Source organism: Enterococcus sp. C102(2024) (assembly GCF_040888205.1).
Lineage (GTDB): Bacteria > Bacillota > Bacilli > Lactobacillales > Enterococcaceae > Enterococcus > Enterococcus faecalis.
Genome location: NZ_JBFOHH010000001.1, coordinates 206013 through 231047, shown reverse-complemented (window position 1 = coordinate 231047; position 25035 = coordinate 206013). Strand labels below are relative to the sequence as shown.

The 25035-nt window shown below is 37.3% G+C and carries 20 protein-coding genes; 1 reads left to right on the top strand and 19 read right to left on the bottom strand.

Features of this window, described 5'->3' with window-relative positions; all coding sequences use genetic code 11:
* The first annotated feature begins 64 nt into the window (after positions 1-64).
* On the top strand, positions 65-595 hold the full coding sequence (locus AB3I34_RS01235) for a DUF5067 domain-containing protein (RefSeq protein ID WP_002395822.1): 531 nt from the start codon (positions 65-67) through the stop codon (positions 593-595).
* A gap of 32 nt (positions 596-627) precedes the next feature.
* On the opposite strand, the gene AB3I34_RS01230 is transcribed toward AB3I34_RS01235, so the two are convergent.
* The 19 genes from AB3I34_RS01230 to AB3I34_RS01140 form a co-directional block, all read right to left on the bottom strand.
* Complete coding sequence (locus AB3I34_RS01230; RefSeq protein WP_002363772.1) at positions 628-1593, bottom strand: LacI family DNA-binding transcriptional regulator; 966 nt, start codon at positions 1591-1593, stop codon at positions 628-630.
* 15 nt (positions 1594-1608) lie between these two features.
* Positions 1609-4884 (bottom strand): hypothetical protein, encoded by a 3276-nt coding sequence (locus tag AB3I34_RS01225; RefSeq protein WP_010712335.1) that lies wholly within the window; start codon positions 4882-4884, stop codon positions 1609-1611.
* A gap of 17 nt (positions 4885-4901) precedes the next feature.
* Entirely contained in the window at positions 4902-7052 is a 2151-nt protein-coding gene (locus tag AB3I34_RS01220; RefSeq protein ID WP_010710169.1) for a glycoside hydrolase family 3 N-terminal domain-containing protein, read from the bottom strand.
* A 4-nt stretch (positions 7053-7056) separates the two neighbouring features.
* On the bottom strand, positions 7057-7821 hold the full coding sequence (locus tag AB3I34_RS01215) for an endonuclease/exonuclease/phosphatase family protein (RefSeq protein ID WP_010822724.1): 765 nt from the start codon (positions 7819-7821) through the stop codon (positions 7057-7059).
* On the bottom strand, positions 7802-8719 hold the full coding sequence (locus AB3I34_RS01210; RefSeq protein ID WP_085444298.1) for an acetylxylan esterase: 918 nt from the start codon (positions 8717-8719) through the stop codon (positions 7802-7804). Before AB3I34_RS01210 ends, AB3I34_RS01215 begins: the two co-directional genes overlap by 20 nt.
* The gene (locus AB3I34_RS01205) at positions 8712-9305 is read right to left on the bottom strand and encodes a DUF624 domain-containing protein (RefSeq protein ID WP_002357898.1); all 594 of its coding nucleotides are present in this window, start codon (positions 9303-9305) and stop codon (positions 8712-8714) included. Before AB3I34_RS01205 ends, AB3I34_RS01210 begins: the two co-directional genes overlap by 8 nt.
* Positions 9306-9361: 56 nt before the next feature.
* Positions 9362-10960 (bottom strand): ABC transporter substrate-binding protein, encoded by a 1599-nt coding sequence (locus tag AB3I34_RS01200; RefSeq protein WP_002357899.1) that lies wholly within the window; start codon positions 10958-10960, stop codon positions 9362-9364.
* Between the two features lie 17 nt (positions 10961-10977).
* Entirely contained in the window at positions 10978-11859 is an 882-nt protein-coding gene (locus tag AB3I34_RS01195; RefSeq protein ID WP_002357901.1) for a carbohydrate ABC transporter permease, read from the bottom strand.
* A gap of 14 nt (positions 11860-11873) precedes the next feature.
* Positions 11874-12785, bottom strand: a complete 912-nt coding sequence (locus AB3I34_RS01190; protein WP_002382199.1) for a sugar ABC transporter permease — start codon at positions 12783-12785, stop codon at positions 11874-11876.
* 291 nt (positions 12786-13076) lie between these two features.
* Positions 13077-13967, bottom strand: coding sequence for a metallophosphoesterase (locus tag AB3I34_RS01185; protein WP_025189357.1), 891 nt, complete (start codon positions 13965-13967; stop codon positions 13077-13079).
* 258 nt (positions 13968-14225) lie between these two features.
* Positions 14226-14900 carry a hypothetical protein gene (locus AB3I34_RS01180; protein ID WP_162784122.1) on the bottom strand — a complete coding sequence of 225 codons (675 nt, stop codon included), beginning with the start codon at positions 14898-14900 and terminating at the stop codon, positions 14226-14228.
* A complete protein-coding gene (locus tag AB3I34_RS01175; protein WP_085444296.1) occupies positions 14851-16341 on the bottom strand; it encodes a helix-turn-helix domain-containing protein in 1491 nt (496 codons plus the stop codon). Before AB3I34_RS01175 ends, AB3I34_RS01180 begins: the two co-directional genes overlap by 50 nt.
* Before the next feature lie 411 nt (positions 16342-16752).
* Positions 16753-18009, bottom strand: a complete 1257-nt coding sequence (locus tag AB3I34_RS01170; protein ID WP_002360528.1) for an NADPH-dependent oxidoreductase — start codon at positions 18007-18009, stop codon at positions 16753-16755.
* 18 nt (positions 18010-18027) lie between these two features.
* Positions 18028-18636 (bottom strand): NADPH-dependent FMN reductase, encoded by a 609-nt coding sequence (locus AB3I34_RS01165; protein ID WP_002357907.1) that lies wholly within the window; start codon positions 18634-18636, stop codon positions 18028-18030.
* A 26-nt stretch (positions 18637-18662) separates the two neighbouring features.
* Positions 18663-19598 (bottom strand): FAD:protein FMN transferase, encoded by a 936-nt coding sequence (locus AB3I34_RS01160; RefSeq protein WP_010712332.1) that lies wholly within the window; start codon positions 19596-19598, stop codon positions 18663-18665.
* Between the two features lie 219 nt (positions 19599-19817).
* Positions 19818-20708 (bottom strand): helix-turn-helix domain-containing protein, encoded by an 891-nt coding sequence (locus tag AB3I34_RS01155; protein ID WP_002399965.1) that lies wholly within the window; start codon positions 20706-20708, stop codon positions 19818-19820.
* A gap of 184 nt (positions 20709-20892) precedes the next feature.
* Positions 20893-22221 carry an amidohydrolase gene (locus AB3I34_RS01150; RefSeq protein ID WP_078127100.1) on the bottom strand — a complete coding sequence of 443 codons (1329 nt, stop codon included), beginning with the start codon at positions 22219-22221 and terminating at the stop codon, positions 20893-20895.
* Positions 22205-23989 (bottom strand): adenine deaminase C-terminal domain-containing protein, encoded by a 1785-nt coding sequence (locus AB3I34_RS01145; RefSeq protein ID WP_002401414.1) that lies wholly within the window; start codon positions 23987-23989, stop codon positions 22205-22207. The genes AB3I34_RS01150 and AB3I34_RS01145 overlap by 17 nt, the downstream gene beginning before the upstream one ends.
* The gene (locus AB3I34_RS01140; protein WP_002371291.1) at positions 23965-25029 is read right to left on the bottom strand and encodes an ABC transporter substrate-binding protein; all 1065 of its coding nucleotides are present in this window, start codon (positions 25027-25029) and stop codon (positions 23965-23967) included. The genes AB3I34_RS01145 and AB3I34_RS01140 overlap by 25 nt, the downstream gene beginning before the upstream one ends.
* Positions 25030-25035 lie beyond the last annotated feature (6 nt).

The window sequence follows — 25035 nt, the reverse complement described above, 5'->3', positions numbered from 1 at the left end:
ATTTGTTTTTTACATAGTCAATCAACCAAAGTGAGGACTTTATATGAGGAAACCCTACATTTTAATGAGCTTACTCGTTCTAAGTACCTTATTAAGTGCTTGTTCAACTGTAAGTGGCAACCCAGCAAGTCAAAGTGCGCCCGCACCTGATGAAGTGTTGGCGACAAGTATTGGGACGTATGAAAATCGAACATTGTTGGTTCCAGATGGGCGTTTAGCCTTAACTGCCTTGCATAAAGGAAAAGATTATCAAGGCAAACCAATGTTTTATGTCCTGTTTGAATTAACCAATACAACCGAAAAAACACAAAATATTCAGCTAATGATTCAAAGTTTTATGGAAGTTAGTCAAACTGTCCACGGAAAAGCCCAAAATTTACAATATGCAGTCTTAACAGATTCACCTTTCCAAGACAAATTAGATCGTTTAGCAGATGAAATCAATCCTGGTGAAACAATCCAAGGCGCTTACCCGTATGAATTTATTAATGAGAATAAGCCGGTCCATTTTAAATTTAGAGATCGCCTTCTCAGTCTGGATGAACCCATTGCATCAGAAGAAATTACCATTACAGAAAAAAGTTTGGTCCGCTAGCTTAGCTAGCATTGGACCAAACTTTTTATTTATTATTCAGACGGAAAAGATTCTCCTTCTATAAAACGTGTGTAAATGTGTTCGCTCTCAGCAGCTTCTCCCCGCATTAAATGAATAATTTTCTCTGCAGCCACCATGCCCCATCGATGTTTAGAATAGGCAATTGTTGCTAATCGCGGTTGCACAAACGCACCTAGTTCAGAATTATCAAAACCAATAATCCGAATGTCTTTCCCCATTTGGTAATTTGTTTCTGCAACATATTTATAGACACCAATCGCCATTTCATCATTAAAAGCAAAAACATCGACTGGTTCTGTCTGTGGTTGACTCAAAATTTTTTTAGCAGCCGCATAGCCAGAAGGTTCGGTAAAATCGCCTTGGATAATTTCATAAGGTATCCCAAAACGAGTTAATTCTCGTGTACTAACAGCCAATCGTTCTTGGCTATCATAACCTTTTTCTGGTCCAGAAAGCAGAAGAACTTTTTTTGAACCCACATTGACAAATTGCTCAATTGCCTGCGTGGCACCGCCACGATTATCCAAGAGAACTTGCCGGATATTCCTATGCTCAGTGGTTCGATCAAGGACAACGATCGAATGGCCTCGTTCAGCAAACTTTTCAATTTCTTTTGTTGGAAATGTCCAATCTAAAATAATTGCCCCATCCACCATTTTTTCAGGAATGAAAAGATGTGACTTTTTACCGCTGCAGACAATCATCTCATAATCAAACAGTGCTAAGCCTTTCTTAATTCCCTCCAACAATTCACCATAAAAACTACCGCCATAATCGGCCAAATAGACACCAATAATATTGGTTTGACGACGTTTTAATGTGCGAGCGGCCATGTTAGGAACATAGTTTAGCTCTTCAGCAATTGCTTGGATGCGCGTTCGTGTTTCTTCAGTTACCTTTGAACTACCATTCAATGCGTAAGAAACGGTCGAGATTGATACGCCTGCTTTTTTTGCAATATCTTTAATTCCTACCATGGACTACTCTCCTTTCTAATGGTAAATTTCAATAACACTTGCTTCATTTAATAATGAAAGCACCTCGTCTTTTTGAACTTCCATTCCCCCTTCTCGATAAGGGTTTTCTTCAAACTTAAACGGAACTTCTTGACCATCAATAACTATTTTCGCTGACTGATTTGGGTAAAATTTATATGTGACAGGTTTATCAAACAATTGGTAAGTTAGTGTTAAACCAGACAATTTTTCTGGTAACATGGGATCAAAAACCACGCTTTGTGCCTTTTGCCGAATCCCTAAAACAGCTGTAATTAATTGATTTAAATAAATTCCCGGCCCGCTTGAATAAATTCGCCAACCACCTTTTACCCCAATACTTCCATCTTTTAGTTTACCAAAATTTTCTTGTGATTCATACCTTGTTTTAAAATCGCCATCGGAGCTACTAAAATAGGCATTGGCTTGACGTAACTCTGCATTGTGAACCACTTCTTTTAATTGAACTGGATTGATTTGCATTAATGCTTGCCAGGTTTTGTCTCGCTGACCAATTTTCGCCATCGCTTCTGTATAGCGAATGTGCGCATGAACATACTGTAAACCAATTTCGCGACCAAAATTAGCCGCCTGTTCTGCTCGTTTAAAATTAGTGCTCACACCGCCTCGATAGTTCGCTGGTTTGTTCATTAAACGCACGCCATCAGGAAACGTTAATTCTTTTTCAATAATTTCTAAATGATGACTTACTTGTTCCGGTGTTAATAATTCAGCTAACATACTACGAGTCATTGGCAATAACCGATATTGAATCCCTGTTTTTTGGTCATTTGGGTGAATCATTTGTTCAAAAGTTTCTGGCGTTTCCATATAAATAAACCCTGGAATCGTTTCATCCGCCAACATATATTTTTGAAAATCGTTCTTTATTCCTGCGACTAAAATTGCTAAGTGCTGACTATAAGTAGCATCGATTTCCGTAATTAAAGCCGCAAATTTTTTCAATACTTGATACGTTAAGGCAACGGTCCAACTACTAGCCATTTGCTCTTTAAGACGATTATCATAAGGTTGTAACGTGTCATCCCAATCGCCGTCACCGTAACAGGATAGAAAAGTTTCTGGTAAAAAATGTTGTTCAATATAATTTATTTCTTTTTTCAAATGTTCAAATAAAGATGCTGTTTCTTTTGTTTTGTGATTATCTTTGCGACTTGTATAAGGGATTTCCGTAGCTAAGATTGAATAATCTGCGGTTTGTTCCAAATAATCAGTCACTACTTTCAATGGCCAGACGATAATATCGCCATGGCTTTCACTGGCTTTTTGTTCTTCGTATCGGTCAAACATAAACCATTGCGGCCAGTTGCCATCGTCCTCAAATTGATTTTCAAATAGATGCTGAATAATGGAGGCCACGATCTTAGGCTGTTGCGTCGCAAAGAAAAATTCTGTCGGTCCTTGCGACACATCTCGTGTGCCCCAAGCTGCTCCACCATACTGTTCTAAGCCATGTGGCGACAAATAATGAACGAGCATATTATGAGTATACCAACGAGTTAATTGATTCATTTGCTGCACACTTGAGTCTGTGTGTGTTAACTCAAAATGATGCAACAAGCCATTAATGAATGCCAAATATTGACTTTCTGCTTTTTCAAAATCTAATGGTGTATTGACTAATGATTGGTCCTCTATACTGCCCGTAATAAGTAGTGAAAATTTTTGGGTCTTTTCGATTGCCAAGACTAATAAGTCCGCTTCAGCTCCACCAAATAATGTGCTATCGGTTACTTGAAATGATTTATCAACTGTCAATGCATAGGTTAGTTCTGGGTAATAATTTTCTGTAGCAGAATGATTTCCCGTCACTCGAAGCGTTTTGCCAGTTTGTTCTAATTGATAGGTTGGTACTTCTTCAGGTCCTAATAACAAATGGTTAGAAACAGCCCACATATACGCATCCTTTTGACTGGTCACTTCCAATTGAATCACTCTTGAATCAGGCGAAGTGAAGGTGCGTACCCGAATTGTATCCTTTGGCAACTTATAATACCACGTAGCAGAGTTCAACCCCATTTCAAAAGCAGAAGGCATTGTTAGTAAGCGCCATAAGCCATTCTCTAAAATGTAGATTCGTTGACCAGAGCGTTTCATAACGTTTAAAGCGTTTCGGCTATTACTCATTAATTTGTTCATGGTCGTATTTCCTAAAACTACTTGTGAATTGAAAATGCCATACATATACACTGTCGTACTAAGCAAAGGTTCGTCAACCGTTAAACCTTTACCACTTAATAAAATGTGGCCATGCGCTCTTTCCATGGCAATTTCTTTTTCTTGAAGAACAACATGATGGTAATTTTCCGTGAAAAAGGAATACGTCTGACCTGCTACTTTTTCAATTTGTGTCTGAAGGGGATAAAGTGCAGCCAACTCTTCTTCTGTTAATGGATTTCCTGTGATAGGTTCTCCTAAAAGTTTCGGAGGATAGTCCTGTGTTCCTTCTAATGAATCGAATGTCACAGTTTCATAAATAGCTTGTAAGGCTTCTTTCGATAAAAAAGGTTCAGCTAATGCTTGCGGATGTGTTTCTGTTACCGCACCATAAAAAACAAATTCCTTACTTTCATTCGTTAATTGGACGGCTTCCGTTTGTAAAGCGGTGTAAGCAAATTCATATTGATAGACTTCATTTGCTAAATATCTTTTCCCCAATGCTTCTGGTGTGTTTGTTTGTTTAAATGAACGTCCGAAAAATTGATAGCCGTCCGTTGAGTAGCCTACTAATTTTTGAAAACTCCCTTGAATAAGGGCTGGAAACTTCTCATTTTGCGGTTGATTTTGTCTTGATAAAACAACAAGCTCTTCGCCCTCTTGCCAAATGTGATGATCAAGATACTGCGACACATACGCTTCATTTGACTGAACGGCTCCTTTTGTCGCTAAGCCAATATCTTGACCATAAACAATATCTACTAAGCCAGTTCCAGTGACATTAACCCGCCAGAACCATTGATTGCTTGGCCCCAAACGAAAGTCAACTTGGTAACGAACCGCTTCAAATTCACCCCGCCATGTCAATTGATTATCTGAAAGATAAAAATCACTTTGACTGTTGGAACCAATCATTGGTCGATAATTAATTGTGTCCCCTGTAATTATCCGCAAATAGAGTTGGTTCATACTGCCGTCTAAAGGATTACCTTCTAATTGATTAATCATCATGCCACAGCTATTCAATTCTTTTAAATCACCTGTCTCTAGAAATGTAGCGACTGTGTCTGCTTGCTTAAGCTTCTTTATCTGCATAACTTATCCTTCCCATCTTATTCATTTAACGTGACTGTTGCGGTTTGTACATCGCGACTATTTCCACCAATCATTACGATAAATTCACCTGCATCACTGGTTACCTGATTGTCTGAATGAACATAGCGCACCATATCCTCTGAAAGAAGAAACTGAACTTCTTTTTCTTCCTTTGGTTCCAGCCAAACTTTTTGGAAATCTTTTAACTCTTTAATTGGGCGAACCACTTGTCCCACCAAATCACGTACATAAAATTGCACGGTTTCCTCTCCAGCGATTGGACTGTCATTTCTTACTAAAACAGAGACCGTGACTGGTTGTTCTTTGGTAAATGTTAATGCACTTAGTTGAATTGGTTGATAAGAGAAATGACTATAACTTAAGCCAAATCCAAAGGGATATTTAGCGTAATTAGAGACATCTAAATATTTAGAAACATATTTTTCTTCTGGTGCTGACTCATAAGGACGCCCAGTATTGTCGACATTGTAAAAAATTGGCACTTGACCAACCGTTTCTGGAAACGACATACTTAAACGACCACTTGGATTGTACTGTCCCCACAAAATTTCTGCTAGCGCATTGCCCCCTTCTGTTCCAGGTTGCCAAGCTTGCACAATTCCTTTTGCAACATCTATCCCTTGTAAATCTAAGGGCCGGCCACTGTAGACCGTGACAACAACATTGGGATTTTTCTCAATAATTTGTGCCACTACTGCTAATTGTTTTTCGGGTAGACGAATATCACTGCGACTGGCAGCTTCCCCACTCATCCAATCTGTTTCGCCTAGTGCCACTACTACTTTATCTGCTTGACTAGCTAACGTTAGAGCCTCTTCAATGGCCGCCGCGGTCGGTTCAAAGTAATCAAAGGGTTCTTGGGCAACTAGAAGATTTGTGGTTAATTTTTGGGCCCCAGCCACGAGGGAAATGGCTTCTTCTTTCTTTCCTTGCCATGACCAAGCCCCTAAAATATCTTGTGATTGGGCCCCTGGGCCGACAAGCGCGATTTTTTCTTGCGGTGTAAAAGGCAAAATATTTTCATTTTTTAAAAGAACCATTGATTTTTGAGCAATCTTTTTAGCTATTTCTCGATGTTCTTTGCTTAAAATCACTTCTGCTTCCGCTTGTTCATCCGCACCACGATAGGGATTTTCAAATAAGCCTAGCTCATTTTTTAGTTTTAAAATTCGCATAACTGCTTCATCAATAAGTGTTTCAGCAATCCGGCCTTCTTCAAGTAATTCTTTTAAATAATCTGGATAACACGTGGTCATCATTTCAATATCTACACCAGCTTTGATAGCCAATTCTGCTGCCTGTTTTTCATCTTTGGCAACACCATGAGGAATTAATTCTTTAATCGCTCCCCAGTCTGAAATCACAACTCCTTCAAAGCCAAATTCATTTCGTAATACGTCTCTAAACAGCCATTGGTTGCCTGTAGCAGGAATCCCATCCACTGTATTGAAGGACGTCATGACAAGTTTTGCACCCGCATCTAATCCAGCTTTATAGCCAGGTAAATACATTTCTCTTAGCTGCCGTTCAGACATATCTACCGTATTATAATCCCGACCAGCTAAGGCACCACCATATGCCGCAAAATGCTTCACGCACGCGGCTACTCGCCAATTGTCTTCTTTTAAATTTTCTCCTTGGTAACCTCTAACCATTGCAGCAGCTAAGCGGCTGTTGAGTAATGGATCTTCACCTGTTGACTCCATGACACGTCCCCAACGTGGATCGCGCACTAAATCAACCATTGGTGAAAAGGTTACATGTAATCCTGAAACAGCAGCTTCTTTTGCTGAAATCTCCGCCATTTTTTCAACCGCTGCTTCATCCCAAGTGCTTCCTAAAGCCAAAGGAATCGGAAAGATGGTTCTGAAACCATGAATAATATCCGCCATTAAAAGTGTTGGAATATTTAATCGATGATTTTGCATATATTCTTTTTGAACACGTTTTGCTTCGTTTGCACCGGAAACACCCAGTGTTGTCCCCGCCGTATCAATCGTTTCTTGACTTAGTCCTAGCTCTGACATAGGGCCGGTCTTTTCTTCTGCTTTATCTGAATAAAACGCTGCTGCTAATTGTAATAATTGATTAATTTTCTCATCAATCGTCATTTCTTCGACTAATTGAATCAGTTGATTTTCTTTCATACTCTCACCTTTCTTCAATACATACTTCTGCTTCTAAAGGAAAATGGTCGGAGGGAAAACGTCCATCGATACTATCTGTTAAACTTGCGGTTTGCTGTACTTGCCAACCTTTTACATAAATATAATCAATTTCTTCTAATTCCGCCCAAGGTTTTGTGTAAGTAAAATTTTGAAATGTTCCTCTTGGGCCATAATGAGTAGCTAAATTTTTGCTATCTTGAAATTTTTTTTGAACAAGTTGATGAACTGCTTCCTCCGACTCTGCATTAAAATCGCCCATTAATAAAGTTGGATACTGTGCAATTTTGTCATGTAACTCCTCTAAGATAACGGTCATTCCTGCTAAACGAGCATGAGCTGAAATATGATCCAAATGAACATTGATGACTAAAAAAGGCGTATTTTGAGTCGTTTCCTTAAATAGTCCCCACAAAGCAATTCTTGGACAGCCAGCTTCAGGATGGATACTTGGCTGCTGAGGTGTTTCAGATAACCAAAAATACCCTGTATCAATAGCCTGAACTTTTTGTTCGTTATAGAGAATCGCTAGTCCTTCTCCTTGACCATCCCCTTCTCTTTCCGCAGAAAGACAGGTGAATGTTGTATACGCCTTTAAATCCCTGACTTGATTCGGTCGTACTTCTTGAATACAACAAAGGCTCCAATCATGAAAATTGATTAACTGACAAACAGCCTCTTTACGAAAAGACCATTGCCAATCTTGGTCATACTCTGTATCTACCCGGACATTATACGTAGCTATTTTCATTTTTAACCTCCTGCAATAGTTGTTGAATTTGACGCATTTCACGACGAATCTGGGTTGTTTCACCGCCACCATGGCCTTTTTTCCAATACACTCTGACTGCTTTTCTTGCCTTTAACTGATGATAAGAAGGGAAAAAATCTTTCATTGGACATATCGGATCGTGACTCCCAACAGAAGCAAAGACTGGATTTTTAATTTGCGAAACAAAGTGGCGACTATCAAAATAAGGAAGAACCGCGGCAATTTTTTCATGCGCTTGAGGATGCTCTTGTAAGTACTGATGAATAATTTGATACGAACCCGTTCCTTCTGCTACTCGATTTTCTAAACAAGAATGACTTGGAACATCTGCAAAAGTAGCTAAAATCGGGAAGTCGACTAAACTGTTCACCATTAACACTACGCCACCCCCTTGGGAACCACCACGAAGAATGATTTGGTCCTGATTAATTTCAGTAAAGGTCCGCACCACTTCTACGCTACGTAAATGGTCGGCAAACAAACGGCGTTGGTACCAATCTTCTTTGTCTAGAAATCCTCGTCCCATTGGTGCTTCATGCCAAATTGTTTGATATGGCACGCGATCTTTGGTTAATCCCCCTTGACCTCGATTATCAATGACAAAACAAGCACAACCAATTTGTGTCCAATGAGCAAATTGCCAAGGTTCTTGAATATGATTCATATAGCCTAAACAGTCAATCACTATTGGCTGTTTTCCCGCCGTTTTAGGAAGTAACAAATAGCCAAAGATGCGCTCACCTAGGAAACTTAAAAAGTCGACCTGTTCCACTTGAACATTCTCCAATGGATAGTCAATGACCCGCCGATGTATATCTAGCGGTATTTTTTGAAGTTCTTCCTTAGTCTTTTCCCAAAACTCAAAATACTCATTCATGTTCCACACCTAACACTTTCTGAAAAAACGCAACTTGAAGAAAAGCCGTTGTCCCGAATCCTAACGCAATATATAAAAACAAATTAAGCTTATAGAAAAAAACAAACGTTAAAAGAGGTAAAATAAACAAAATAATCGCATTGGCACTATTACTTAAGACCACATAAACCGTCTCACCTAGTGTCTTTTTAACGGACCAATTAAAAACGGAAAAGAGAAAAAGAAAACTCGTCAAAAATAATGCAACAAAACTTAATAGAAAAATAGCTAAGAAACCTAAACTAGTGGCTATTTTAAATAAACTTGTTACGACAATACCGCCCAGTAAAAAAGCAACGAACAAGACACCTGTTAAAATAAAGCCTCGCATGATATTATTTTTTAACGCTGTCCAAAACGTTCGTAAAACAGGAATATCTTTTTCACGATACAAACGATAAATCGTTCGATACAACGCAATTAAGCCGACACCGCTAAAGATGCCTGTTATACAGGTAATTAAAAAGAGAAAATTAATAATGATCAAGTTGGCAATAAAAGAAAAAATCCGATAATACCAACCTTCATATGCAAATAGCTTATTCATATTAAAAGAGAAAAGCGGATTTCTCGTTGCTTTATCCGCTTTTCTCTCCTCCTCTCTTACTTAAGTTTGTCTCTGTTTTCTGCCATTTTCTCAGATTTTATTTTTTCAATTGCATCCCATTTATTTGATTTTAAGAATGCTTTGTAGTCTTCTAAAGATTTGTCAAAGGCTTTATCATCTTTCGCACGAATCATTGAAATAACGGTTGTATTTAGTTTGGTTTCAATCGCTTCATTCGCCCGAGCTTCCGGCGTTCCTGCATCTGGATTAATATTTTCAATTACGAAATGTGGGACTAATTTTCCTTTGCCCCATTCTTGCATTTGCGTTAAAGCACTTTCCATTGGCACTTTTAGTTTATTGACACGGTCATTGTTAAAGTATAGGAAACGACTAATGCCATATTTTTTGTTGTAGGCATCATTGTCTGTTTGTTCTAATTTTTTCACTTCTGGTAAATAATCAATTTTTCCTTGATCATTGTACGCATAAGTAACTCCTTCAACGCCATATTTTGTTAAAATTTGTCCCGGTTCATCAATTAAATATGTGAATAGTTGAGTGACTTTCGCTGGATCTTTCGCATCTTTCGTAATGTAATTACTTAACCAACCTGAAATGCCGGTTTGATTTAATGTTGGTTTTCGGCCAGAAGTACTACTTGGTCCATCAATGGCTATATAACGTGTGCCAGATTTTTTCATAAATTCTGTAAAGTTTCCACCTTGACCACTAGTTCCAGCAACGAGCATGGTTGCATAATTTCCTTGTTTCACTTTTTCATCAAACGTTGCTCCATCATCTGTGAAGCTATCATCACTAATATTGCCTGCTCGGTAAACATCATTAAATGTTTTTAACCATTCTAAGTATTCTTTATCTAAATTTCGATCATAGTATTTACCATTTTTATCCTCTAAAGGAACACCTAAGAAGTCTTGTAATTTGTCTAAAAATGGTCCTGCACCATCGCCCACTGTGGTGAAGCCCATTGGGGTCATCTCAGGATATTTTTCTTTAATCTGTTGCATGACTTTTTCAAAATTTTCTGGTGTTGAAACGTCTGGCTTGCCTAATGCATTATAGACATCTTCACGAATAACAAAATTATCATTTACTGGGATATTTCCACTTTCATAATCCGCTTTTGTATTAGAGTAATTAGGATAACCATATGTTTTTCCATCCTCTAAGGCATACCATTTAAACGTATCTTGGTTAACAACTTTCATTAAATAGGGGTCATATTTTTTAGCTAAATCGTTTAAAGAATAGGCCCAAGAATCTGCTTTCAATGCTGCTTGTCCAGTTTTTTCAGTTAATGTCACGATATCAGGCATATCTCCACTTGAAATCATGGCATTTAATTTTGAATCATCGCCGGAAATAAATTCAATATCCACATTTAAATCTTTTTTAATCTGCGCAGTGGTCACATCTTTTCCAAAAGGCAATGCCGTCCAATCTGAGTTAATATACCATTTAATCTTGGTCGGTTCTTTCTTCTTATCTAACTTCCAAGCAGGCGTCTTTTCATCTAATTCATACCGATCCTTAATTGAGACATCTGAGCTAGCTTTCTTTTCCCCACCGCTACAGGCCGCTAAACTAACGACCGCCGTTGCCACCAATAAACCGCCTAAAACTTTTTTCATATTGTTCCCTACTTTCTTTATTCTTTTACTGCACCGGCCATCATACCGCCGATAAAGTGTTTTTGTAGTAATGGATAAATGATTAAAATTGGTATCGTTGTAATGACAATTGTTGCCAGCTGAACACCACGTGTCGTTGCCTGCACCACCATATCTGTACTGCCGCTCTCTGTCATGGTACTCAAGTTTGATTGAACAATAATTTCATAAATTTTCATCTGCAATGGATACAGATATTCTTTGGTAATATATAATTTCGTGGTCATAAAGTCATTCCATTGACCTACCCCATTAAATAAAATAATGGTGGCTAATGCCGGTTTTGTTAAAGGTAAAAAGATTTTATAAAAAATTTGAAACTCACTGGCGCCGTCTATTTTGGCGGATTCTTCTAAAGATGGTGGAATTTCTCGGAAAAAGTTCATTAAGATAACTACATCATAATAGCTAAATAAAGCTGGAATGATATATACCCAGAAGGTATCTAAGAGTCCTAATGACTTAATCAAAAGATACGTGGGAATCATGCCCCCACCAAAGTACATTGTAATGACACCCATCGTTGTATAAATGTTACGCCCGACTAGTCTAGATTTACTAAGTCCATAGGCGACAATTGCACAGAACAGCGTATGCGTCGACGCACCGATGACTGTTTTTAAAACAGAAATCAAAAACGCTCGCGGAATGCTACTATCCGAAAAAACTTTCCGATAATTTTCTAGCGTAAATCCTTTCGGCCATAAAACCAAGCCTTTACCGGCTAAACCCGAACTTGACGAAACTGAGGAAACTAAAATATTCCAAATTGGCACGATAATTAATAAAGAAAACAACACAAGAATTAACGTATTGAAAAAGTAAAACCATTTGTTTTCTTTTGATTTTCTTTTAATCACAGCTGTTGCCTCCTTTATAAAATAACCGACCGACCATTGTTCATTTTTCTAGTAATGCGATCTGTAATGACTAATAAAACAATTGAAATAACAGAAATCCCTAAACCAACTGCCGTCGCATAAGAAAAGTCCCCTTGCGTTAGCCCCATACGATAAACAAATGAATTAATTACTTCTGATTTGTTTTGGTTTTGAGCATTCATTAAAACCAACGTTTGATCTAAGTTCGATCCCAATAAACCGCTAACATTTAGAATTAAGTTCAACGAAATAATCGGCGCTAATAAGGGCAAAGTAATCGTTCGGATTTGTGTTAATTTTGAAGCACCATCAATTCTCGCGGCTTCATAAAACGTTGGATCAATGCGAGACATGCCAGCAAGATAGAGAATCGTTCCCCAACCTACTTCTTTCCACAAATCAGAAAGAACAGCAATCCACCAATACTTATCAGGATCTAACAAATGATTGACGCCCTGATTCATTAAGCCTAACGACATCATGACTTGGTTGATAAAGCCATTTGTTGAAAGCCACGAAATCAACATCCCACCTAAAACGATCCAAGAAAAAAAGTGCGGAATATAAGAAATCGTCTGAATCACTTTTTTCAAATGTCCATCTCTCATTTCAAAAATCATTACCGCTAAGATAATCGGAATAGCGAATCCTAAAAAAAGTTTCATTAAACTAATCGCTAAGGTATTACGAACTGCTTCCCAAAAAAAACTATCTTCCATAATGATTCGAAAATTTTCAAGTCCAACCCATGGTGCAGAAGAAACCGTATCAACAATCGTATAATTTTTAAAAGCAATGATAATTCCATAAATTGGAATGTAGTTAAAGACAATCATGAATGCTACACCCGGAAGTACCATCCAATGCAATTGCCGCTGATCATAAAACTTTTTTAGTTTTTTCATAAGCAGGGTTCCTTTCTTTTTAGTGAAACGTTTCTACAAACAGATTATACATTCACTTCAAACGGTTGTAAACCCTTACATTATGGTTTTGTTTAAAAATAACAGCATTAAAAAGCGCTATAGACCATTTATAAAGAAATTATTTTCCCTGCTTCTTTTTCCATAAAAATACTCTTTTCTAGATATTTTAAAGCATTTTATAGAAACGTTTCACCAAAATATGAGCATCTTTTTATTAAAAATAATTCTGTTAAATAACAGAAAAAAGTCTGGTCGGATTGACCAGACTTTTTAAATATAGATAGTAAAATGTGTAATTTCAGGGATCACCCCAAAACGGGCATGAATGGCGGTCGTTCCTAAGCCTGTATTAACATATAGTTGCGTTTCTTGGTCCAACTGATACAATCCTCTGGTATATTTTTCTGCTAAAACATTTGTGATTGGATAAAAAGGAATCCAAATTTGTCCGCCATGGCTATGTCCTGCTAAAACTAACTGTGTACCCGTACCAACAAATGCATCCGCGACATCTGGTTCATGGGTCATTAATAACGCATAGTCATACGTTTCTCGATAGGACAATGTTTCTGAAACGGAAGGATTTCCTAATAACGAGTCATCTAAACCACCAATAAAAAGACGGCGTCCATCTGCTAAGGTTACTGTTTCTCCTTGGTTTTTCATAACGGTAAAGCCACTGGCCTCCATGACTTCATCATACACCGCAGAAGCACCGCCACCGTAATCATGATTTCCCCAAACTGCATATTTTCCAATTGTCGCTTGCAACTGTTTTAATTTTTCAATCATCGGTTCTTTTTGTTGCGGATTTTTGGCATAATTGTCAAATAAATCACCTGTAAAAACGATAATATCTGGTTTTTCACGATTGACTTTTTTTATGACTTTATCTAACCGCTTCGTCTCATAAAATTCTGAAACTTGTATATCCGAAAGTTGCACAACATTCAATGGTTCTCGTTGATTTTTCTTTCCCAAAGTCACCTGATTAACGTGAACTAAATTCGGCTCAATCTTCCACGCATAGATTGGGAGTGCGATAATTAAGAAAAAAAATAAGAGCATTATACTTAAACCAATTTTTTTAACCACATCACTCGCTCCTTTCTTTTCTTTGATTTCCGAAAACTTAGTATAGAGAAAAATCTTCTTAACCACAATCTAAAACAAAGGAAATTAAGGCTTTGTTAAACAACCTAAAGAATTTCCACAATCTCTTATCCTTTTCTTAGCTTTTTTATAAAAAAAAGCTAGATAATTTCATCTGTCGATGAAATTATCTAGCTAGAACATTCTTCTCTTAATGATGATGTTTTCGAAACGTTTGATAACCAATTAAGCAAAATAAAATCCCCAATAAAATCATTCCAGTTACTGAAAATAAGCCTGCTAACATCTTTCGCATCCTCTCTGTTGCTAAACTTCCTTATTTGTAGTCACTATTTCTTGTTTTAAAATTGGTTGAAATAGACGACGTTCTGCTAATTTTCTTGCTAAAATTGCTTCACTTTTTTCCGTAAAGATACCTAAGTTATGGCGCTTGCCTTTCAAAGAGATATAAGCCAGCCATTTCCCAGAAGCGGTCTGGCTCACTCCTTTGTGTCCGCTGCTATTATTTTTAGGGCGTTTACTTTGCAACTTCCCTGGAATTACGCCAGCAACTCTTTGTCGGTAATCCTTCTTTTTACGATGACCGCAACTTTTGGTATGGCCATTCAACAAATTTTCACAGCGAACCCAGCAAGATTGTCCGCACGAACACAGACAATACGCTTTCATTGTCTGTTGAATACTTTCAATCCGTACCACGACTAATTCATGATAGTTTTTTTTCAACATTGTTTGATAGCGATGGTGCGCACATTTGGTTCGATATCCACGAATTAGTTGTCTTCTTGAAGCTTCTGTATAGCTCCCACAAGAACAGCGACAGGCCCAAACAATCAGCCCTTCTTTTCTTTTTGCCGTTGGTGCTACTACTGTCAACTCACCAAACTTTTGACCAGTTAAGTCTTTATAGTTACCTGCTTGTCTCAATTGACTATCCTTCGTATTCTTGTTCTCGCCACATCTCGATTGGGTTTCTCTCATAGTGCTCATTTTTCTGAGTCTCTCCCTTTCTTAGTTCTCTGACTACCTCAGCAAATACTTGCCAATCTTTTGTTTCCGGCAAATGACGCCATGTCAATTGACGACACCGTACTTTCGAACTATAAAAATCGGACAAATACAAATCGGTTTCTAAGGTTAATTTGTGATCAATCATGACATCCATATAATTGAAAGAAGCAATAATTTTTGCAATAAAGCGGTTATAATCCTCCCCACCAGAAAAATCAACAAATACATGAATCGTTTTTTCAATTGCGCAAAAAGACCGATCATTTAACAAACAAAACATAAAATCATAATATAGATGCACGCGTTCATACATTAAAAATCGTTTTTGATGCAGCGACTCTGTCTTTTGTATAAAACCATCTAAGGCGCGATGAATTTGAGGAAACCGCTCTTCAAAGAAACTGCTCTGCTTGGCGGGAATAAATGCAGCCACCGAAAAGTATAGGCGGTCCCAGCGATAACAAATCAACTTTAATTTTTCTTTTGTTTCCACCGTAATTCGCTTTTCAAAGAAAGGAATAACACTATTCATATGATCAATAAATTCGTCTAACATGGTTAACTTATCTGGAAAAACAATCGGACTATCAATGTATTCATTTAAACTTAAAAAAAGAAAAATATATGAAGTCTCTTTGCCAAAATCCTCTTTAAAAAGAGGGGTTTCGCTTGTATAGATTTTTTCAAACGCGTGCTGTAAACAGCTAGGCACATGAACTTCCGTAAAAGAGTCCACTACATGATCAGAAAACACACGAAAACGTTGGATCGTTAAAAGAATAAATAGTTGTGCGCTTTGATTAAGACTAAACGTTTTTTGATACATCAGTTGTAGATCGTTTATAAATCGTTTAATACCAGGACTATTTTCCAGCAAAATGTTAGGCAGCCTTTCTTGATTACTTCCATAAAAATAATACAAGCATTGAAAACAAAAACTTCGGATATTTTTCTCTTCTCCAACCAAGCCTGTTGACTTTAATTTAATACGCCAATTAGCTAAAATCAGATTTAGCTTATACGAGAAGGCATAAATTTTGCTTTTGCTCATAAAATGAATTTGAGAAAATTCTTGAATCGTGTGCTTTTGATAGAGGCCCACATCAAGAAGCAACTTGGCCATTAGTGATTGATCAAAATAATATTTTCTTAAGGCTTGATAATCAATTTGCGATAATTTTTGCGCACTAATCAGTCCTTTAGCTGGAAAAAGAATTTGACTTCTTGAAGAAATCTGTGTACATTCATAATTTATTTGACGGCACAACGATTCTAACTTTTGAGTGGATAAATCAAAATATCCATAAAATTCTTCTTTTAATAATGGACCTTCACTATTCATAAAAGTTTGATAAATAAGTAATTTATCTCGGAATTCTTGGTCTAATAATTCATCTAACAAAGTAGTCACATTTTCAACTCCAAACTATCACGCCTTAAGTATCTATTTTTTTAACAAGACGTGAGTGTCAATCTTGCTTATTTTTTCCACAAATTTAAAAATGATTCTTTCGATATTTAGGAATCTTCATAGAAAAGTATTATTTTAACCAAAAAAAGCCCCCTTGCGTCACCAAGGAGGCTTTTTTTGTTATTTTTTTACTTTAAATTTAAAGAAAAGCTGATTTGTTTGACTAATTTTCTGTTTCTTTTCTAGCCTATTCGTCAAAAATGATTGAAACTTTTGGTTCGTCTTCTATACTATCTTCCTATAAAGTTCTTACTCTTTTAAGTATCAGCTTCTGTCAATAAAAGTCCTCATTTGGCATTGCTAATCTGAATACAGTATGACTACTTGTTGCCGCTATTTTTTGCTGTTATTTTACTCTTTAATCGAAGCACTGGAAACGCTGTCAACTGTTGGCTTTTCGGTCGCTGACTCTTCTTCATGGACTGATGCACTTGAGACACTATCTGCCGTTTCTGGCGCTTCTTTTTTGGAGGCACCACTGACTGCATCGACGTTTTTTCCACCGACTAATTCTTGCCCAGTTTGTTTTAAATACCAATCAACAATTGGTTTAAAGTCTAAAATATACTCATTAATTCCCGCGTAATTTCCATTATCATCATACATCGCTTGATAGTTATGCACTACATAGGTATCTGGTCCGTGCATTGGAACATGAACGCGAATAGCATCTGTTTTTCCTGACCGTAATTGTTGAATCACCCATTCTACATTTTTCAATGCTTTTGGTGGATGGCAATTCGCTAATGGATTACCAACTTGTCCTGGTTGCCGTTTAGCAAACATTTCTTCAGCAGCCATTTTTTTATTGTAATATAAAAATTGATTGTTACTGTCTGCATAAGTCAATTCCATTGGCATTGATTTTAAGAAATAATTTAGCTGATCTACGGTTAAAATGCCTCGATCTAATTTTACGTATGTGTCGCCTTCCACAGCCTGAACCGCTTCTGCTGCTTGTTCTACCCAATCATCTGCTGCCATATCAACCCCTTCGATCGTTGTTTCAATGGTTCCTTTTGCATGTAAATCTTCAGGTAAGTCTTTTGGCTTAGCCCCTTCTAATTTTGAAATCACATCAATGAATTCCACGAATTTTTGTAATGTGCTTTCTAAAAATTGACGTGTTCCCTCCGCAATTAAGTTGCCGTTTTCATCAAATGCTTCTTTCGCTTTCCCTAATAAAAACTCGTTCCCAGGCATCACGATTGCATTGACACCAGGTGCATCAAGAATTTGACGGAGATGTAATTGCGCACGCGAGGTTCCTTGATCATAATAAGAGCAACCAACAATCATTACTGGTTTATTTTCCAGCGGATGAATTTTGAAAGATAACCATTCTAACACACTTTTCAAACCGGCAGGAATGGTATGGTTATGTTCGGGCGTCGCAATAATTACGCCGTCTGCTTGTAAAATTTTGCGATTCATATTCTGAATCAAGACACTGTTCGTTTGATCCTTACTTTGATTAAACATTGGAATATCTTTAATTTCTAGAATTTCCAAGTCGAACATTTTATAAAACTCTTTGCCAATATATTGCAGTAGTAACCGATTATAAGAAGAATCAGCGTTTGATCCGACAATCCCAATTAATTTCATTTTATTCACTCCATTTCGTTAAATCGTTTCCCATGAGAAATTTTCTGCTTCTTTTTTATTTTGCGCATGCGCATGTTTCAGCTGTTCTGTAATTTCAATAAATACACAAAAATCTGCAAACAAACCAGCTAGTTTATCTATTTGTTCTGAATCTTTTAACGCATTGTTTTCATCAAAAGCTTGTAAGGAATGCGCTAATAGAAATTCAGAGCTTGGCATAATTCGTGCTTTCAATTCAGGAGCATCTAAAATTTGACGCAGATGCGCTTGTGCTCTAGAGGAACCTAACGTGCCATAGGATGCACCAGTAATCATAACTGGTTTATCAACAAACGGAAAAATCCCGTAAGATAACCAACTTAGGGCATTCATCAAAGAAGCCGGCACCGCATGGTCATATTCAGGCGTACTGATAATGACGCCATCTGCTGCTTCAATTTTTTCAGCAACCGTTTTAACTATTTCTGGCAAAACTTTGTCTTCTGGCTTGTTAAACATAGGAAAGTCAACAATTTCAACTAGTTCAATGTCAGCCTCCTGCGCAAAATAGTGTTGCATAAATTGCAAAAGTTGACGATTGGTTGATTGCTCTGAGTTCGTTCCTACTAAGCCGATAATTTTTTTCATAATGAGCTGTCCTTCCTTTTTCGGTTCTATGAATTGATAATGTGAAGAGTATCTGCTAACCCACTGCTATATAAAATTTGCTGGTCTTGTGTAATGATGACTCCTTCAATCCCATCTAGTTGATTGAGGATTTCAAGCGCTTCTGGAATTGGATAACCAAATAAACGCGTTGTCCAAATCTCACCATCCACTGAAGCATCCGAGATAATTGTGATGCTGGCCATTTCAGTTTCCAATGGGTAACCGGTTGTCGGATCCAACAGATGGTGATAGACTCGCCCAGCTTCGGTTAAACTTCTTTCATAAATACCCGACGTCACAACCGATTGATTAGCCACTTCGACAAGTAAGCTGATTGTTTCTCTGGATTCTTGCGGATTGCGAATACCAATTCGCCATTTTTTGTTTTGATGCGTAGAGGGCCCCAACGTCACAATATTGCCGCCCAGATTAATCAAAGCAGACGTCACATGGACTTCTTTCAAATAGGCAATTAGTAAATCAGCGATATAGCCCTTTGCTAAAGCCCCCAGATCTAATTTCATTCCTTCTTCTTCCAAAAAAACCGTTTGTTTTAATGGATTTAAGTGAATCTTTTCTGGATTAATTTTTTTCAAACAGGCTTTAATTTCCTCTTCTGACGGGACACGGGCATCTTTAAAACCGATTCGCCACGTTTGAACTAACGGGCCAATGGTAACATTCAAATGACTAGCTGGATCACAACTATGTTTTTTCCCTAATGCAATTAATTGATACAACTCTGGATGAACGCTAACTGATTTTTGCCCAGCTTGTTGATTGACAGCCATCAGTTCCGAAGTTGAATCATTTGCACTAAAACGTTGTTCATAAGTGATCAATCGTTGATGCACTTCTTCTAGAATTTTTTTAGGTTCTTCATGGTCTACAAATACATCTATTACTGTGCCCATCAAATAAATAGCTTGACTTTGTTGCACCTCAAGACTTCCTCTCCACGAAAGATTGTGTTTTATTTCACATTTATTCACAAATGAATCATACGCCTTTATTTGATGCCAGTCAAGTCGTTTATATATTTTTTTATATAAAATAACGACCTTAAAATTTTCATTTAAGGTCGTAATGTGTCTTGAACTCTTTTAAAAAACGCTTTTTTTATTATATTTTTAAAATAAATATATAATTTTCTATATAAACTAATTCCCCTTAGATAAAATTGTTTCTTTCAATGTTTGAATTGCTTCCAACAAGATGCGATTTTTATTGATTTTTGCATACGCGCGGGCATCTTGTAGTAGTTCTAAAATTTGCTCTTGCGGCTTTTCTTCAGCTAAGGCATTTTTCGCAAGCTGGAAAGCTGCTCTTGCCAAGTAATACGTGACGTGATTATCAGAACAGATGGAAATCGCATACTCTAACAAAGCATCACTTGTTTCTAAATCGCCTTTTTCTGCATAAAAAACACCACAGTGAAAGACAACATTTAATACTCGCCAAGTATCTTCCATTGATTGAATAGTATAAAGATATATTTCCTTGAAGACCTTATTGAAATAAAATTCCGCTTTCTCAATTTCGCCTTCTTTGGCATAGGCCATGCCAATTCCAGTAAAAGCTAACAAACGGTAAATATCGCTCGTGTATTTTTGCTCTTCAAACAGAAGTTTTTCAAAGGTAAATAAGCAATCCATCAACGAAGCATTTTGAAAAATCATGACAAAGCCTTGTAAATAATAATATTCTAATAACAGTTGGGAATCTTTGATTTCATCAAAAGGAATATTTTTTAAAATTGTTTGCAATTGGTCATGTTCGCTGGTAATCAAGAAGAATTCTGCTTCTTCCATTTTTTCAAGAATTTCAGGTTGTTTAATCCCCACGCGCGGGAAGAGTTCCCCCAAAGGTAGCTCTAAACGATTACATAGTTGGATCAATATTTTTAAAGTTGGGACTTGACCATTCTTTTCAAAGCGACTAACCGTAACTTGCGTACAAATCCCTTTAGCTAATTCACTTTGCGACAAACCACGTGCTTTGCGTTTTTCTATAAACCGTTGTATATTCATTGCTTTTCCTCTCATTCTCATCTTCTCAAACTTACTATAATACAACTTACCTTAAAAATATATATAGAAAAAGAAAAATGTTTATAACAAAAAAGAACACAGACAACTCTTTCATTAAAAGTTTGTCTGCGCTCTATTAGAACCTGAATCACTAAACGTCAATTCAGCGTTATTTAATCAATCCGATACGTCATACTTGCTTTGTTTAGAGAGCAGCTCTTTTTTTAGCTTCTTTCACAAACGTATTCATGGCCTGATATAATTTTTCCTTGATTTCTTTGAGATTAGCTTGTTGTAATTCTTTATTGGCAACTAACTGTTGACCGTTCACCCAAACAGCTTCAACATTGCTAGCATTTGCTGAATAAACCAACGCTGAATAGGCATCAAAAATCGGAAACATATTAACTGATTGCGTTTCAATTAATGTTATATCCGCTTTTTTGCCCACTTCCAATGAGCCGACTTGCTCCGCCAAGCCTAACGTTTTAGCGCCCCCCATTGTTGCCAGATAAACAATTTCTTTCGCAGGAAACAAGGAGCGATCTTGGTGTGCTGTCTTATGAAAATTCGCAACCATGCGCATTTGGGTGAATAAATCTAATGTATTCCCACTACTAGGTCCATCCGTGCCTAAACCGACAATAATCCCTTGATCAAGCATTTGCTTAATCGGCGCTACGCCTTTGGCTGATTTAGTATTCGCACCGATACAATGAGCGACACGCGCTTTTCCATTAGTAGCAGCTAAACTCGCAAGATCTTCATCTGTTGCCAAAATACAATGCGCTAAAATAAACGGCTCGCTCAAATAACCCAGTTCTTCTAAGAAAGCAATTGGTGTTTTTTGATAGGTTTTTTCAAACTCAGCCATTTCGTAAGTCATTTCAGCAACGTGCATGGTCACAGGAACTTGGTATCGCCGACTAAGTTCAATAATTTTTGCCAACACTTCTGGTGAGTTGGTATTCGGTGCATGTGGCGCAAGTATAGGCGTAATCAACGGATGGCCTTGCCACTTGCGAATAAAGGTTTCCGCGTAAAAAAGACCGCCTGAAGGCTCCGGACTATCACAAGTGGGCATATCAATGATCGTCTCTCCTAGCAAAGCACGAACACTCATTTTTTCACAACTTTTAGCAATTTCATCTTCAAAATAATACATATCACAGAAGCTCGTAATACCACTCAGTAACATTTCGGCAATTGCATAATCACTACTGCATCCTACTAATTCTTTTGTCATGAATTGTTCTAATGGAAAAAGAAAACGCCGGAGTCGATCTGGCACATCGTCTCCTAACGAACGAAACGGAATCATGCCTACATGGGTATGGGTGTTAATCATCCCAGGCATTAAAATTCCATTTTGACCATCGATTACTTGATTTGCAGCCATTCGCTTTTCATCAAGTGTGGTCATTGGTGCTAATTCAACAATTGTGTCTTCTTCAATCACTAAATAGCCGGCTTTGATTTCTGAAAATTGCTCATCCATTGTTAGTATATGCACATTTTTAATGAGTGTTTTCATGCAAAAGAACTCCATCCTCTGGAAAAACTAATGGATAGAAACGTTGTGACTTCGTATCCATCATCCCAAAATCTGTCACTTTAATGGCTGGCGAGACAGGCAATGATAGTGTAGAAAAGGACATGATTTCATTCATATTTTGATAGCCTAACGCTTGCATAGCTTGTCGGACTTTTTGTAAAGAAGCGCCTAATTGTTCAATCGGTGCTTGCGATAAAATCCCACCAATTGGTAAAGGACAAGTTGCCATCACTTGCTGATCCGAAGCAACCAAATAGCCGCCTTGCATCGCTAATAATTCATTCTGCGCTAATAAAATATCCTCAATCGTATTACCCATCACCATTAAATTATGATGATCATGGGCCCAGGTTGTCGCAATGGCTCCTTTCTCGGAAAGGGGTTGATCCATTAAAGAAAAAGAAATATTGCCATTTTTTCCGTAACGTTCCATCACAATTAATAAGGCACAGTTGGCTTTTTGCCATTGCAACAATCCATTTTCAACAGGAATTTCTTTTGTAATTCGCTCTGTAAATGTGCCAATTTCTTGTTTTTGAATCACATTACAACGAACTGTTTCTTTTGTTGTAGCCACCTTTAAAAGTAAATCTTCTTCTGTTAACTTTTTACATTGGATGGTTTGTTGGTAAGCGCCTGGAAACTCTTCAATTTTTTCTGGATAATGGAAGGGCTCACCTTTTTCAAAAACGACCTTTCCAGATTTATAAACCGTATTAATATCAAAACTTTCTAAGTCATTTAATAACAAAAAGTCAGCTTTTTTACCAGGTGCAATTTCGCCACGATCATGGAGACCCATTCGTTTGGCCGGCGTATAAGTTGCCATATAAATGGCTTTTTCGATAGGCAATCCTGCATGAACGGCTTTTTTGACATTTTCATTTAAATGACCTTTTAGCAAATCATCAGCCATCACGTCATCCGTGATAATACTTGCATAATTGTAGAAATCATTGTCTACTATCACCTGAATGTTTTCAGGAGTGATTGATTTATTTTGAAATTGAATAAAGACACCCGCTTCAATTTTTTCTTTTAACGTTTTAGGAAATTGATGGGTATGATCTGAAGTGATACCACTATATAGAAAATCTGCTAACTCTTGATCTTCGATTTTAGGACAGTGGCCTTCTAAAGGCATGGTTGGTCGTTGTTTTTGGCACAAATCGATAATTTGACGAATTAAAGAATCTGGCTCATAGGAAATCCCTTTAAAATTCATGGCTTCCCCTAAACAAATCACTTTTGGCTCTTTGAGTAATTCTGCTACTTCTGCTAAGCCGATAATCCCACCAGTTGTTTCTAATTCGGGAGTGGTCGAAGGAACCGAGGAAGGAATTGCGTGAAAGATATCTAGTTCTGTTTCAGCGGCCATAAAAGCTTTTAAGCCTTCTAAGCCAAATACGTTAGCCATTTCATGGGCATCGGCAATCACCGTTGTCACACCGTAACGCACTACTGCTTTGGAAAAAATAGTAGGTGTAGTCATGGAACTTTCAATATGCATGTGTGCATCAATTAAGCCGGGAATCATCCATTGATTCTCGGCATTAATTGTTTTTTTAGGCTGCAAATTGACGTTCTCTTCTTCATAAATGTAATAAAATTTATCATTTTTAATTGCAACATTTCGTTGAACGAATGTTTGAGTGACTGTTTGATACAGCCACACATTTTTTAGTAATACATCGACGTTCATTTTGTCCCTCTTTTCTAAAACTATTGATTCATCGTCCGATTCCATTGATCAATCCAATCCGCTAGTTGACTATTAATAAAATTAAAATCGACTGTTTTGGCACGTTCGGCAATGGCACCATATGTTTTATTTTTCGCTTCTTTTTCGCTTAGCGTTACTTGTTGATTTGTAGGTCCTTCATTTAATGAAATCGCTTTGGCCTTTTGTGATTCTTCACTAATCCGTGCGTTAACAAATTTAAAGGCGGTTTCTTTGTTTTGTGCTTTTTTAGGAATATTGACTGTATTATAGTTGGCATACGTGCCGCTTTCTGGGACGACATACGTCACGTTTTCTGCTGCGCCTTGAATAATATCAACCGCAAAATCAGCAACCACAGCTGCTTCAATTTCACCAGATTGGAACATATTAGCTAAGTCTGACGATTTTGAATACGTTTTAACAACGTTTGGTTTTAATTCTTTCATCGCTTCAAAAGCGGCCTTCCCGTTATCTTTTGTAATATCTTGACCAGCATGTTCACTAGCAACGTATAACATTAAAGGACCTGCCGTCGTGGCAACGTCTGGAACAGAAATTTTACCTTTCAAATCAGCTGACCATAAGTCATCCCAGTTCTTAATTTCTTTGCCTAATTTTTCTTTGTTGTAAACAATCCCGATACTGTTTACAGCGATTGGTACGCCAGCACCACTTTCAAAAACCTCTTTTGCTCCTGGTGTTAACTGACTTAAATTAGGTACTTCTTTTTCTGTAATTTTTTCAAATAACCCTTCTTTTCCACCTTGTGCAGCATTTGCTTGTGCTAATTCAATGACATCAATTCCCGCATTGGGATTATTTTTTAATTTCGTAAAGCGGTCTGCGCTATTGCCTACTTCTAAGGTAACTTTCGCTTCATTCTCTTTTTCAAACGGAGTGATAATATCTTTTTTGACAATATCTTCACTTAATCCGAAAGTTGAAACGACTAAAGCATTACTTCCACCTTTGCTCTCGCTTTTCGTAGTTGCTTCGCTGTTTCCACAAGCAGTCATTAATAACGTTGCAGCGACTAATGTCCCTAAAATTACGCGTTTTTTCATTTTTAA